This is a genomic window from Alistipes sp. i18-0019-D1 (genome assembly GCF_042852885.1).
Taxonomy (GTDB): domain Bacteria; phylum Bacteroidota; class Bacteroidia; order Bacteroidales; family Rikenellaceae; genus Alistipes.
In genome coordinates this window covers 3,724,866-3,738,945 of the sequence record NZ_AP031424.1, presented here as the reverse complement: position 1 = coordinate 3,738,945, position 14,080 = coordinate 3,724,866, and the positions used below count along the sequence as shown (strand labels likewise).

Here is a 14,080-nt window from a genome sequence, read left to right as displayed (position 1 = left end):
GCTCCTCCTAAACGAACGAAAGCCGATGTCAAAAATCTCATCAGCTGCATTTGCGGACACCAAACCGCACTACGACATACTCGACGGATTGCGCGGCGTGGCGGCGATCACGGTCGTCTGGTTTCATCTGTTCGAAGCCTATGCGACCAGCCATCTCGACCAGCGGATCAACCACGGCTATCTGGCCGTCGATTTCTTCTTCATACTTTCGGGTTTCGTCATCGGTTACGCTTACGACGACCGCTGGAAGAAAAAGATGTCGGTAGCGGATTTTCTCAAGCGGCGGTTGATCCGGCTGCATCCGATGGTCGTCATGGGGGCCGTGATCGGCGCCGTCATGTTCTATTTCCAGGGCTGTTCCGTCTGGGACGTATCGACGGTGTCCGTATCCATGCTGCTGGCGGCCACGCTGCTGAACGCGCTGCTGATTCCGGCGACACCCGGCTCCGAAATACGGGGACTCGGCGAAATGTATCCGCTCAACGGCCCGAGCTGGTCGTTGTTTTTCGAGTATATCGGCAATATCCTCTACGCCCTCTTCATCCATAAGCTCCCGACCCGGGCGCTTTCCGTGCTGGTGCTGCTCGCCGGCTGCGGGCTGGCGGCGTTCGCCGTCTGGGGACCCCTCGGCGACATCTGCGTCGGGTTCGCCATGGACGGGGACAATATGCTCGGCGGTTCCCTGCGTCTGCTGTTCGCCTTCTCGGCCGGGCTGTTGCTTTCACGTGTGTTCCGACCCGTGCAGATTCGGGGTGCGTTCTGGATATGCGGGCTGGCGGTCGTGGCGCTGCTGTCCGTGCCGCGCATCGGGGGAAGCGAACATTTGTGGATGAACGGGCTGTACGACACCCTGTGCGCCGTGGTTCTCTTTCCGCTGCTCGTCTTTCTCGGGGCTTCGGGAAAGACGACGGACCGGGTGACGACCCGGGTCTGCAAATTCCTGGGGGACATTTCGTACCCGCTGTACATGGTGCACTACCCTTTCATCTACCTCTACTACGCCTGGGTCAAGAACGAAAACCTCACCTTCACGGAGTCCCTGCCCGGCGCCCTGGCGCTCGTCGCAGGTTCCGTGATACTGGCTTACCTCTGTCTGAAACTGTACGACGAACCGGTGCGCCGGTTCCTGACCGACCGCTTTTTGCGCAGGAAGAAATAGCCTGTCCGGACGGGATCAGTACCAGACGACTTCCCCGTTTTCATAGAGGAACGTGCGGTTTTGCTCGCCCCGGGAAATCCCCTTGACGTAATACAGTCCGCCGAGCGGAACGCTGTCGAAATCGACGTAGATCCGTTCGGCCTTCTTGCGGTCGTGCAGTTTCCAGCCGCCGTCCTGCCAGTAGTGGAGTTCGTATTCGTCGCCCGGGCATATCGTATTCCCGTCGCCGCGCCGGATGTAGGCGATCGTTTCCAGGGAGACCGGTTTCCCGAAGTCGAAACCGACCCACCGCGTCGAATCCTGCACCGCAAAGTAAGTGATCGGGTCGTTGTCGCTGATGTGTCCGGGGGTGTCGTAGTTCGGATTGCGGACCGCCGCGCCGGATGAAAGAAGCGTTCCGGTTATCCGTTGCCCCGTTCCTTTTTCGTAAAAATAGAGTTCTGCGAAATCGGTCGACTTCTCCGAAGAGGACATGAGCCGCCAATACCGGTAAGGCAGGGTGTCGGACGGAGCCGTTTCGCCCGCGAGGAGGTTCCACTCGGGAAACTCCGCAACGGTTTTCGCTCCTCTGAAATCCGGATTGTCGGCCGCCTGTATCCGTCCTCGCTGCAAATACTTCCGGATCGAATAAATATGGGTGAACGCCGGGAATTTCCGGTCGAGCCGGATGCTTCCGAGCCGCGTGGTGTCCGCACGGGGGTACGAGACGTCGCCGCGCGAATCGACGATGAACGGCTCCGACATCGGGACGGTCTCCCCGTCGCGGAATCCGACGACCAGGTAGAGAATGTCCCGCCCGACGCTTGCGAACGACGCCCGGTTGCGCCGTATCCTGCCGATGTCGACGGGAACCCATTTGCTGTTGTCGAAGACGGCGAGGTAGGCGTATTTCGTCCGGAGGCGTTCCCGGAACAGCGGGACGGATATGTCGACCGTCCGTCCGTATTCGCCGGTGACGTCCTGCATGAACAGGTAGGACAGCGACGCGGGGAGACTGCCTTCGCGTTCCAACGCCTCCAGAAGCAGCGGGTGCGGGGCGTAGGTCTCGCGGAACACCTTCGCCAGCCCGTTATCGGTGTAATGGTAACTTCCGGGATAGGATCTGAAAGGTTCGTAGTCGACGTTCCGCCGTTTGGTGGCCAGGACGATGTTCCAGTAATGACCGCCCGAGCGGTCGGGCCAGTTCGGGGTGAAGTCGAACGCTACGGGGATTCCCTTGCTCCGGCAGTTCAGCAGCCCGAAACGGGAACGGTCGCGGCAATCGCCGTAGGGCTGTTTGGCCAGGGTATTCAGCCGCAGCACTTCGATCAGCTTCGCGTCCTTCACCCTGCGCATCTTGACGCTGTCCTGGAACTGGAAATTCACAGCCTCCGCGGCACGCCGCGCATTGTACTTGTAGTCCCTGATCTGGCCGATGTGGTCCAGTTCCCCGCGCCCGTAATCGCGCCAGTCCCGTTTCCAGGTGTCGAGGGGCTGTTTCTCCGCGCATTTGTAGGGCAGCACGTATTCGCAGAACTCCTCGAAGCGGAGATGCCGCAGGTAATTCAGCGTCCGCCACAGCCCGAACGAGTAGTCGATATTCCAGATCAGGTAATCGGCCCCGATCACCCGGATATCGTAGGACAATTTGAGCTGCCGCCCGAATCCGGCAGCTATTGCGTTCGTTTTTTCGAGCAGTTCGTCGCCCTCGGTCGCGCTTGAAAACAGCGAGTCCAGCGCATCGCAATAGGCGTAATAGGGCTTGGCGGGATACGACGTATGGTACGGCATGTAGCGGATCAGGTACTCGGCGGCGCGGTATTTCAGGCTGTCGGCCGGGTCCTGCCGGTAGTGCTCCAGCACCTTTTCAAGCTCCGGACGGTTGTCGCCGGCATGGCGCAACGCTTTCTCGACCGCCGCCCCGTAGTGGCTGCACGCGGCAATCGCCGCAACGGAGAAAACGGCACTTGTCCATCGGAATAATCTCAACATCTCGTTAATTTTAATCAGTGCCACCGTACCCGGTTGTTCTCCCAGGTGAAAATCCGCTGGGAATAGCCCCGGTTGCCGCGGATGAAATAGAGACCGTCCGCCGGCAGCCGGTCCGTTTCGAGGGTGACATCGGCCGCCTCCTGCGTGTCTGCAAGAACCCATTTCCGGTTGTCCCAGTAATAAATGTCGTACGTGTCGCCGACGCATATCGCATTGCCGTCCCCGCGGCGTATGTAGGAAATACGATCTATTCCGACCGGCTCGCCGAAGTCGAAGCCGACCCAGTAATCGGTTCCTTTCACCCGGCAATAGGTCTCCGGGTTGTCGTCGGCGATATGCTCCGGCAGGTGTTCCCGGTCGAGTGATCGGCCGGAGCTGATCAGGCGCCCTTTTACGGGCCGTTTGTCACCTTCCCGGAAAAAGTAAATTTCGGCCATGTCGTATTCGTCGCCCCCGGCGGCCCTTAACCGCCAATACCGGTAGGGGCGTCTCGGCGGGAGCACCGTTCCCGAGGTCATCTTCCAGCGGGAGATCATCGCGACGGTGTCGGCTTGGCGGAAATCCGGATGGTCAGAGGCCTCGATCAGTCCGTTGCCGAGGTATTCCGTTTTATAGAACACGTGCTGGTACATCGGGTTTTTCCGGTCCAGTACGACCCGTTGCTTCCGGGTCGTGTCGGCCTCCATATAACGGATTTCGCCCCCGGCGCTGACCGTGAAAGGCAGACTGGCCGGTTCCAGATTACTGTCGCGGCAGATCATGGCCATATACGTCACGTCGTGTCCCATGTTTTTGAATAGGGCATATCCCCGGCGGACTTTGCCCCAGTAGACCGGGACCCACGATTTGTTGTCGAAAGTGGCGATATAGGCCATTTTTTCGCGCTTGTATTCCGGGAACAGGCGGATTTTCAGGTCCGAGGTCCGTTCGTATTCGTGCGTTACGTCCTCCGTACAGAGGTGGATGACTTGGGCGGGCATCTCCACGCCCTGCGAAAGCAAGCGGTACAACTCTCCGTTTACTTTATATGTCTGGCGGAAGATTTTCGAAAACCGCGCGTAGACGTAGTGCGGATAGTTGGGATTGCTGGCAAACGGATTGAACATCAAATTGATTCCGCGCGTCGTGTGTACCACGCACCAGCTGTGCCCGTAAGTGCGGTCCGGCCATTGGGGCGTGAAGTCGATAGCTACCGGCAGCCCCTTGCTGCGCATCAGCTGAATGGCCGAGGTCGCGTAGTCCCAACAGGTGCCGCCGCTCATTTTCAGGAAGGTCGTGGGACGGGTTATCGGCATGAATTTCAGATCGTGGAGCCAGATTTGCGGAGAAACGCTCTTCTTCATCGTGCCGTTCACCCGGGAAACGGACGCGAGCGGATTGTATTCATAATCGTAATTCTGCTGTATCTGGTCGTACGATTCCGACCTGCAAACGTTTTTCAGTGCCTCGCGCCAATTGTCCAGGGGCTGTGTGTCGATGCATTTGTAGGGGAGCAGAAATTCGCAGAACAGATCGAAATCCAGATGGTAGGCCCAGCCGGTCTGCCGCCAGTCGGTGAATGCCGCTTCGATATTCCGGATCAGGTACTCGGCCGTCACGGCCCGGATGTCGCGCTGTGTGAAAACCGCGGACCGCAACGAGTCCGAAACCCGTTCGATCTTCTGCATCACGTCGGTCCGGTCCGGAAGCGAAAGCAGCGAATCTACGGTGTCGAAATAAGCGTCGTACGCTCCGCCGATTGAAGTATGGTACGGCATGTAGCGGATCAGATACTCGGCGGCGCGGTATTTCAGGCTGTCGGCCGGGTCCTGCCGGTAGTGCTCCAGCACCTTTTCAAGCTCCGGACGGTTGTCGCCGGCCATTTCCAAGGCCCGCTTCACGGTCGGCAGGCCGTCGTCGCAGGCTGCAAGCGCAACGGCGATGACCGACACCGCACAAAAATAACTTCGCAGAAGGTTCGTCATGGTGAAATCGTTTTTCGGATAATCGGTTTATTCAACCCGTTTCCACCACCGGTCCGGACGCCGGTGATGAGTGTAGGGGTCTTCGGAAAAGCTGATGCGCCGGACCACCCCGATGATGAACTCCTCGGGGACGAAGCCCAAGTAACGGCTGTCTTTCGAATCGGAGACGTTATCGCCGCAGAAAAAGTAATAGTCGCAGCGGAACGTATATTCCGGGAGGGGCTGTTTGTCGAGCAGCGCCTGTCCGCCGCTGTAAGTCAGCTTTCCGCCCGTTTCGTATTCGATCGCCTGCCTGTATAGTTTGTAGTTGCGCAGGTCGAGTGCGATGCGGGTTCCCGCCTGCGGAACGCAGAGCGGCCCGAAATTCCGGATCGTCCATCCGAACAGCCTGTCGTCGAAAGGCATCGCGCGGAGCACCTTGCGCGGAATCAGCGAATCGGGGGTTTCGTGCAGGCGGCGCTGCTGTCCGGTGTCGCCGATGGGCCCCGGATGACGGTTGTTCCGGAAATAGCCGTTCCGGACCGAAACGCTGTCACCGGGAGTTCCGATGCACCGCTTGGAATAGACGTAGTTGATCCGGAATTCGATGCGGTTCCGGTCGTAGCCGCGCGGGGCGTTGAAAACGACCACGTCGTTTACGCCGACCTTCCGGATGCCGGGCGTCCGGAATGAGCGCAGCGGAATGTCCTTCCCGAATTCGAGCTTTTTGTAGATGCGCGCTCCGGCAATCAGCTTGTTGACCAGAATGCGGTCTCCGGCGATCAGCGTCGGGTTCATCGAATCGGAGGGTACGACGAACTGGTCGCAGAGGAAAATCCGCAGCAACAGCCAGCCGGCGAACAGCAGACAGCCTCCGCCGAGGGTCCACGTCAGGTATTTCAGGATTCGTCGCATGATCGGTCGGGATTGTTCGGGGTGTTTGTCAGTTCATGCAGTTCGGCCTGCATCTCACGGGTCTGAACCGATTCGATCTTGGGCCGATGGGCGATGACCCGGCCTGCGGCTGCCCGGGCCTTTGCCGTCTGCCCGGTCGAGAAGTACAGCTTCGCAAGCAGGTACAGCGGGTAGATGCGGTCCGGAACCATATCGTGGGCATGCAGGTAGGCTCGTTCCGCCGCTTCGAAGTCCCCCAGCGCTTCGCAGTTTCGGCCCGTTATGTTCCAGAACATCGGGTCGCTGCTGATCTGCATTCCGAGAGCGAGGATTTCGTTGCTCCGCCGGTAATCGCCGGTTTTGTGGAGCGAATAGCCGTAGTCGTAGAGAAACCGGAAATCCCAGCGCATGGCGTTCAAGTAGCGTCCGCCGTCCTCCGCGGCGTAGTCGTACCGTTCGGCGGAGACCCAGATACGCACGTCGTTCCATTGCCGGCTGGCGTTTACCCGCAGCTCGGAACGTCTGTACAATCCGGGCCAGGCCGCGAAGCATCCCGTCAGCAGCAGGGCCACGAGCGTGATGAAACGCCCTTTGCGGATACGGACCGCCGGCCGGGCCTGCGTAGCCGCGAGCAGCAGCACGAAGAGCAGGCGCAGGGGCAGCACGCTCCACGGATAGGAGAAACACGCGAAAACCGCGGCCGCCAGCAGGCCGTACCCGAGCGGGTTTCCCCGGCGGATCAGGCTCAGGAGCGCCGTGCCCGTCATCAGGAGCAGCAGGACGAATCCGCCGATTCCGGTCTCGGCCCCGAACTGGAGGTATTCGTTGAAACCCGATTCGGGACATCCCGCGACCTGCGTCTCCTTCTCCGGGCGTTCCTTTGCGGCGAAGTAGGCGGCCTGCTCCTTGCCGAACGCTCCGGCGAAATTCCCGGGTCCGACTCCGCAGAGCGGGTGGCGCAGCATGATGCGGGCGTCGATCTTCCACATCAGCAAACGCCCGTCCGCCGAAGGGCGTTTCAGAAAATAGGCACCCGTGGCGGCTCCGCCCAGCAGGAGCAGTGCGATGGCGGAAAAGAGAACCGTCCGCAGCGGGTTCACCCGGCAGGCCCGGCGCAGGCGGCGGCCGAAACCGAATTCGCGGAGAAGCAGCGCCACACACCCGGCGATGGCGGCGATCAGTCCCGCGCGGCTCATTGTCGACGGCAGCACCACCGCGGCGAGGATCGCCGCGCCCCACCCCAGCAGGTAAGGTGCGACGCCCAGTATCAGCACGGCCGGGCGCTGCCGCCGCAAGACGCTCCACGAACGGAATACGCGCGCCGCGAGGTTTTGCCGGCGGACGATGCAGGCGACGCCGCAGATGCCGGCGACGGCGACGAATCCGGCATAAGGTCCCGGATTGAAGAACGTCCCGGTGACCCGGAACAGGCTGTGGTTCGAACAGGCGAAGCCGTAGATCTGGCGTATGCCGGTCCAGGCCTCGCAGATGCCGAAGCCGCACAGCAGCATCAGCAGCACCGTCATCGTCCGCCGTTCGGCCGTGTAGATGATCCGCAGGGCGGCGTAGAGCATCGCGGCCTGCAACACTTCGTCGTAGCGCACGGCTCCGGCCGGTCCCGCGTGGCAGAACCGGGCGAGGGTGACACCGGCGAAGAGAATCGCGGCGAGCAGGTCCGTGCGGTTTATTTGCAGCGAAGGGCGGAACAGCGGGCAGAAAACGACGGCCAGCACCAGCAGGGCGGCTGTCGCGTACAGGGTCGAGAGCGTGTTGGCCTGCAGTTCCCGGGTCGGCACGTCGAGCGCCGCGGAGAGCATGTACCAGCAAACGGCCCCGAAAACGAGCAGCGAGAGATAGCGGGTCGACGGTTTTACATACTTTGTCATACTGTTTTGCGGGTTTTGCGGCGCATCGGCAGGAAAATAGGCAGATAGACGACCAGCGCCAGGATTGAAAACAGCGTGCCGCTGATGGCGGCCACGGCGAACGCGAACCAAAAAACCTCCTCGGGACCGTCGTAGAGGAAGGGAACCAGTCCCAGAACGGTCGAGACGATGGTCAGGAGAATGGGCACGATTTTGTGGTTGTAGGCTTTCAGGTAGAGCGGGATTCCCCGTTTCCGGGTATTTGCGGCCCAGTTGTCCTCCTCGTTGATCAGGTAGATGCCGGCGTTGACGACGATGCCGCACAGCAGGACGAAGGCCGCGAAGCCGCCCTGGTCGAAGATGAAGTCGGACCATCCGAACGTCAGGAAGACCCCGATGAACGAAATCGGAATCATCAGGACGATGACGACGGGTTTGCGCAGCGACTCGAAGATGACGGCGCACATCGTGTAGATGATGGCGATGACCAGCAGGATCAGCCATACCTGCTGCTGTTTTTCCTTCCGGCCGAAGTTGTGCGAGGGGGAGTCGGCCCGGAATCCGATCGGCAGGATCTCTTCGTTGAGCTGTTTCACCGTGCGCTCGATCAGCCGCTTCCCGAGTTCGTAGGAGCCGATGAAGTCGAACCCGACGAGAATTTCGTAGGACTGTTTGTAACGGCGGATGGAGACGCCCGTGCGCTGTTTTTCAATCGACCCCACGGCCGAGAGCTTCGTGTGCAGCGAGTCGATCCGCACCTGCGCGTTGGCGATGTGCCAGCGGTCGAAACGACCGCGGTCGCCCGATTCGAGCACGACCTGCTGCAACTCGCGGCCGTCGTAGACCGGCGTCAGACGCGATTTGTAGAGCATCGTGCTGAGCAGGCGGTAGTAGTCCGTCACGTCGAGACCCGCCGCGGCGATCCGTTCGTCGTCGTAGCGGATGCTGAATTCGTTATGGGGCAGCGTCCAGGCGTTGCCGTCCATGATCTCGGGTTCCGCGACGCGGCGGTTCCGCGACAGCGAGTCGATCAGGGCGTCGGCATAGGCCGACAACTGGTCGTAATTGTAGCCCCGGAGCCGGATCTGGTTCGGGCGGTAGCTGCTTACGACGTTGTTGTTGAACGAGTTGTCGTCGATGCCCCAGACGCGCCACGTCGCACCGCCGAAATTGATCGCCGCAGCCGTAAGTTCCTGCTTGAGCATCGTGGGGAAGGCCGTGTAGACGAATTCGGGGCGGAACGTGATCTCGATCCGGGCGTTGTCGTAGGAATAGATGCGCGTGCGGAACATCTCCACTTCATCGAAACGGCTGATGTAGTTCTCCATGTGCCGCACGACCTCGTTGAGTTGCTGGACGGTGCACCCTTCGGCCATGCCGGCGTTGACGTAGAGCACCTTCTGCTCGGGTTCGCGGAAGTTGCTGTAACGCCCCGTCGCGGTGTTGAACAGGTGGAGCGACGACCCGAAAACCTTGTCGATGGTCGCGCGGTGTTCGGATATGAACCGGCTCTGCATGATGCCGTTGTACCATTCGGAGCGCCGCGGGAGCGGTTTCCCGCCTTTCGGTTCGATCTTGTCGGGCAGCAGGAACGTCGGGATGCCGAAGCCCCAGACCAGGGCCACGATGAAAATCCAGCGGTGGCGGCGTCCCCAGGCGATGAAGCGTCCGTAGAGCCGTGAAAACCGTACGGCGAACCGTCTGCGCCGGACGGAGGAGGCCGTCATGCTGCGCCCCAGCGGAAATTTGTCGAGCAGCGCCGGGACGAACAGCAGCGCCACGAGCAGCGAGACGGCGAGGTTGATGACGATTACCAGCGAAAAGTCGGTCAGGTTGGCCTGCTGTTTCTCGGGAAGCAGCCAGACGATGCCCAGCGCCCCGATCGTGGTGAGCAGCGCCCCGAGGATCGAGACGAAAACCCGGCGGTCGCGGTAATAGCTGTAATGGTCGACCATGATGATCGACGTGTCGATGATGATGCCGAGCGAGACCGTGATGCCCGCCAGCGTGTAGATGTGAATGTCCAGCCGGAGCAGGTTGTAGAAGACCACGGCGACCAGGATGTTCACCACGAGCGTCACCAGGATGATGAACAGGTAGCGCAGGTCGCGGCTGACCAGGAAGACGAACAGCAGCAGGATCGCCACGCACAACAGCGTCCGGACGTATATTTTCTCCAGCTCTCCGGAGACGTAGCGGGAGGCGTCGTAGTTGAGCGTCGCGGAGATTTCGGGCGGAAAACCCGCTTGCAGGCGCTCCATCTCCGCGCGGACCGCCGCGGCGACGCGCAGCATGTTCGTATGGCCTTCGCAGGAGACCGAGAGGTTGATGGTGTTCAGCCCGTTGATCCGGAAATAGCTTGTCGGCAGAGCCTCGCTCCAGCGCACCGATGCGAAATCGCGCAGGTAATAGATCCGGCCGTTCCGGTGCGCCACGGGGATCTCCCCGAAGTCGGGCGACGCCCGGTTGCGCAGTTTCAGCACGATGCTGCGCCCGGAGCCGTCGGCCTGCGGGAGCGTCGTGAGTCCGATCACTTCGCTGCGGAAGTAATCCCGGAAGGCGGCGGCGAGGTCCGAAGCCGCGATTCCGACCGGCTCCATGGCCTTGGGGTCGAACGTGATCACCCATTCGAAAGGCGTGACGCCCGAAAGGGAGACCTTGCCGACCCCTTTGATCCGCGAAAGCGGCGCCGAAACGTAGTTCGAGACATACTCCTCGATGCGTTCGGACGGAAGGTCGGCCTTGATGGTGTAGACCAGCGTCTCGGATTCCCGGCTGCCCGATGTGGCGAGCGAGATGTTGGGATAGCTGACCTCCTCGGGCAGTTTTGCGTAGAGGTTGCGGATCGCCGAGGCCACCTCGAAGCGTGCCGCCGCCATGTCCGTGCCCTTGCGGAACCACACCGTGACGCTGCCCCGCCCCTTCGACGAACGCGACGAGACGCTTTCGCAGCCCGCGACGGTCGAAAGCGTGCCTTCGATGCGCGACGTGGCGCCCTGCTCGACCAGGCGTGCCGATGCGTCGGGCCAGGAGAAGGAGACGTCGATCTTCCGCTCGGGGACCGTCGGCGTGTACTGGATGTTGAGCATCGGAAGCATCGCCACGCCGATAACCGTCAGCGCCGCCATGATCAGCAGCACCGAAAAGGCGGGAATACCGCGCCGCGGGGTGGGTATGTTCCGCGGATCGTTCATCGGCGGGGTCTGTAAATTTCGTAGTAGGCCAGCGGAATGAAGAAGACGCTGACCAGCGTACCGACGATCATGCCGCTGATGATGGTCAGCGACATCGGGAATTGCAGGTCGGAACCCATGTCGCCCCGCATCAGGAAGGGTGCTACGGCGAGAATCGTCGTGAGCGAGGTCATCACGATGGCTTTCAGGCGTCGTCGTCCCGCCTCCATGATGGCGTGCCGGAGGGCCATGCCCTGCCGCCGCAGCGAGTTGATCGTGTCGATCTTGAGAATCGAGTCGTTGATCACGATGCCGCACACCACGATAAGTCCGATCATCGACATCAGGTTGAGCGTCTGTCCGAACAGCCGGAGCACGACCAGCGCCCCGAACAGGTCTATGACGATCTCCGAGAGGATGATCCACGGCTGGAGCAGCGACTCGAACTGCGCGGCCAGGATGAAGAAGAGCAGCAGCAGGGCCACGGCCAGTACGCCGACGAGCTGCCCGACCATGCCGCGGTTCGAGAAATAGCTGCCGCTGAAACTCACCTCGAAGCGGTCGTCGGCGGACACGCAGTTGCGGATCGCCGAGATGACCTCCGGAACCTCCCCGGAGCGGGGCGCCAGGTCGAGCGGATAGTAGTTGCCCTCGGTGCCGGCGACGACGTTTTTCAGGTCGCGACTCATGGTCTGGCGCATCAGGACGCTCACCGGAATTTCGGCCTTCGAGGTGCGGATGAAGGTGCTGCCGAGCAGGTCGTCGAGACTGCGCAGGTTGTTGCCGATCACGACCGGAAGCGACTCGTCGCCGGTGGTGACCGTGAAGAGCGTGTTTTCGTTCAGCGCATTGCGCAGCGTGGCGATCAGGTCGCCGAACGAAACGCCGTAGAGCGCCATCTGTTCGGGCTGTGCGACGTAGAGGATGTCCTCCTGCATCGAAACGGGCGGTATCTCCAGGTCGGGAAGCGCCTCCCGGATGCGGTCGATCAGCCGTTGCAGTTCGTCCGGGTCGGCGCTGCGTCCCGACGTCGAGCGCAGCCGGGCCGTCAGCGCGGCTTCCCGGTCGGCGAAGATCATGTCGAAGACATTGCCCGAAACCCCGAACGAGCAGCGGGCGCCGGGCGCATGGGCCGCCAGGTAGTCGCGTACGGACTGCTGCACGGGTTTAACGTCGGAGGCGTCGCGGCATTTCAGGTAGACGGTGGCTTCCGCCACCCCGTTCTCCTCGGTATGCGAGAGGATGAACTGCTGGACGCCCGCCATGACCGTGGACTGCGAAATCCGCTCCCCGAGCGACGCGACGAGCGCCTGCGTGCGGCGGCCGTTCTCCCCGGCGGAGATGCGGTCGTTCCAGTCGATGCGCACCAGCATGTCGCTGTAAGTCATGGCCGGAAGGCGCTGCTTGTCGATGTCGAGGAACAGCACGGCCAGCCCCAGCGCCGAAACGGCGTAGATGCCCCACATCAGCCACCGGCGGCGGAAAAACCATTTCAGAACGGCGTCGTAGCGGTCGGTGATGCGGCCGAACGAAAAACGTTCGAGCCACGGCGTGGGACGGAAGGCCTCCTGGCGGCCGTACCACCAGCGGTAGTAGACCGGCAGCAGCGTAATGGCGACGCCGTAGGCCACGAAGAGTGTGATCGTGACGGCCATCGCCTGATCGTAGAACAGCGCCCCGGCCATGCCGTTGATGAAGATCAGCGGCACGAAGACCGCACAGGTCGTGAGCACCGACGAAAGCATCGGGGCGATCACCTCCTGCGTGCCCCGGACGACGGCCTCGGTCAGCGGCTCGCCGCGCGACCAGCGCGCCGTGATGTTGTCCACGACGATGATCGAATTGTCGACCATCATGCCGATGCCCAGCACCAGTCCCGACAGCGAGATGATGTTGATCGAAATGTGCATCAGGAAGAAGACCAGCACCGAGATGATCAGCGTTACCGGAATGGTCAGGATCACGAGCATCGGCGACTTCAGGTCGCGCATGAAGAAGAAAATGATGACGCAGGCCAGCAAGGCTCCCGTGATGATGTTGTTCACCAGGTTGCTGATCGAATAGTCGAGCAGTTCGGTCTGGTCGCGCGTGACCGTGAACTCCACGTCCGGATAGTCCCGGCGGAACTGGCGCAGCTGTTTGTCAAGCTCCTCCTTGAGTTTCGACATCCGGGCGTCGGCCTGTTTCACGACGGCCAGCGACACGGCGTCGCGGCCGTCCGAGAGGACCATCCCCTGCCGTTTGCGGGGGTGTTCGACGACCCGGGCGAACTCCTTCAGACGGAACAGCCGTCCGTTGATTTTCAGGAAGATGTTCTCGATGTCGCTCCGGCCGCTCACCACCGAGCGGAATTTGACGCTGTACTGGTATTCCCCGTCCCGGATGGTCAGGCTGCCCAGCGTCACGTCGGCCTTTTTGAGGGCGCTCTCGACGGTGCTCATCGTAATCCCCGCCTGCCGCAGTTTCGCTTCGTCGGGGATGACCAGCAGTTCGGGGGCCACCGTGCCGCTCAGGTCCGCCATCGCCACTTCGGGCAGCTGCTCGATGCGCTTGGTGATCACCTGCGAGGCGAAGCGGCTCAAGGCCGAAAAGTCGTCCGACACCGGGTGCAGTTCGTCCCGGGGACCGGCGGGCCGTTCGCCGCGCACGGTCAGGTTGATGTAGAAGGCCGGGATGTCCGTGGCGCTGGCCTTGATCACCTTCGGACGTTCCAGGTCGCGCGGCAGGGAGGAGACCGAGCGGTCGATCTTTTCGTTGACCTCGATGAACAGGTAGTCGATGTCCGAACCCTGCTCGAAGGTCAGGCGGATGATGCCGCTGCCTTCCCGGGCTTCGCTGCGGAGGTCCGTGAGCTGCGACAGCTGGATCAGCTGCTGGCGCAGCGGCGTGACGACCGTTTCGTCCAGCTGCCGCGCCGAGAGTCCCTGCGCCGGAATCTGGATGGTGATATATGGCGCGTCGACGTCCGGAACGAGCGAAACCGGCAGCAGACGGCTGCTGACGATGCCCAGGATGATCAGGACCACGGCGATCATCGTCACGGCAATGGGCCGGTCGAGTAATTTGCGTAGCATG

Annotated in this window: 7 protein-coding genes; 1 reads left to right on the top strand and 6 read right to left on the bottom strand. The window is 61.6% G+C overall.

Annotated features, from left to right (window positions below; all coding sequences use genetic code 11):
- Nucleotides 1-25 precede the first annotated feature (25 nt).
- On the top strand, nt 26-1,159 hold the full coding sequence (locus ACGHP5_RS15620) for an acyltransferase (protein WP_337756822.1): 1,134 nt from the start codon (nt 26-28) through the stop codon (nt 1,157-1,159).
- A 15-nt stretch (nt 1,160-1,174) separates the two neighbouring features.
- Here the strand turns inward: ACGHP5_RS15620 and ACGHP5_RS15615 are convergent, their stop codons facing one another.
- Genes ACGHP5_RS15615 through ACGHP5_RS15590 form a run of 6 tightly spaced genes read right to left on the bottom strand, consistent with a single transcriptional unit; the run spans nt 1,175 to nt 14,079 of the window.
- A complete protein-coding gene (locus ACGHP5_RS15615; RefSeq protein WP_295900679.1) occupies nt 1,175-3,130 on the bottom strand; it encodes a hypothetical protein in 1,956 nt (651 codons plus the stop codon).
- 14 nt (nt 3,131-3,144) lie between these two features.
- Nucleotides 3,145-5,094 carry a hypothetical protein gene (locus tag ACGHP5_RS15610; RefSeq protein ID WP_337772167.1) on the bottom strand — a complete coding sequence of 650 codons (1,950 nt, stop codon included), beginning with the start codon at nt 5,092-5,094 and terminating at the stop codon, nt 3,145-3,147.
- A gap of 27 nt (nt 5,095-5,121) precedes the next feature.
- Nucleotides 5,122-5,988 (bottom strand): signal peptidase I, encoded by an 867-nt coding sequence (gene lepB, locus ACGHP5_RS15605; protein ID WP_337772165.1) that lies wholly within the window; start codon nt 5,986-5,988, stop codon nt 5,122-5,124.
- Nucleotides 5,973-7,853 (bottom strand): O-antigen ligase family protein, encoded by a 1,881-nt coding sequence (locus ACGHP5_RS15600; protein ID WP_337657570.1) that lies wholly within the window; start codon nt 7,851-7,853, stop codon nt 5,973-5,975. Before ACGHP5_RS15600 ends, lepB begins: the two co-directional genes overlap by 16 nt.
- Complete coding sequence (locus ACGHP5_RS15595) at nt 7,850-11,026, bottom strand: efflux RND transporter permease subunit (protein WP_390567631.1); 3,177 nt, start codon at nt 11,024-11,026, stop codon at nt 7,850-7,852. The genes ACGHP5_RS15600 and ACGHP5_RS15595 overlap by 4 nt, the downstream gene beginning before the upstream one ends.
- Nucleotides 11,023-14,079: an efflux RND transporter permease subunit gene (locus ACGHP5_RS15590; RefSeq protein WP_390567629.1), complete on the bottom strand. Its 3,057-nt coding sequence runs from the start codon at nt 14,077-14,079 to the stop codon at nt 11,023-11,025. The genes ACGHP5_RS15595 and ACGHP5_RS15590 overlap by 4 nt, the downstream gene beginning before the upstream one ends.
- Nucleotide 14,080: the final 1 nt, after the last annotated feature.

Coding starts and splice junctions, on each gene's coding strand:
- ACGHP5_RS15620 (WP_337756822.1), top strand. CDS start 26: ATGTCAAAAATCTCATCAGCTGCATTTGCGGACACCAAACCGCACTAC.
- ACGHP5_RS15615 (WP_295900679.1), bottom strand. CDS start 3,130: ATGTTGAGATTATTCCGATGGACAAGTGCCGTTTTCTCCGTTGCGGCG.
- ACGHP5_RS15610 (WP_337772167.1), bottom strand. CDS start 5,094: ATGACGAACCTTCTGCGAAGTTATTTTTGTGCGGTGTCGGTCATCGCC.
- lepB (WP_337772165.1), bottom strand. CDS start 5,988: ATGCGACGAATCCTGAAATACCTGACGTGGACCCTCGGCGGAGGCTGT.
- ACGHP5_RS15600 (WP_337657570.1), bottom strand. CDS start 7,853: ATGACAAAGTATGTAAAACCGTCGACCCGCTATCTCTCGCTGCTCGTT.
- ACGHP5_RS15595 (WP_390567631.1), bottom strand. CDS start 11,026: ATGAACGATCCGCGGAACATACCCACCCCGCGGCGCGGTATTCCCGCC.
- ACGHP5_RS15590 (WP_390567629.1), bottom strand. CDS start 14,079: ATGCTACGCAAATTACTCGACCGGCCCATTGCCGTGACGATGATCGCC.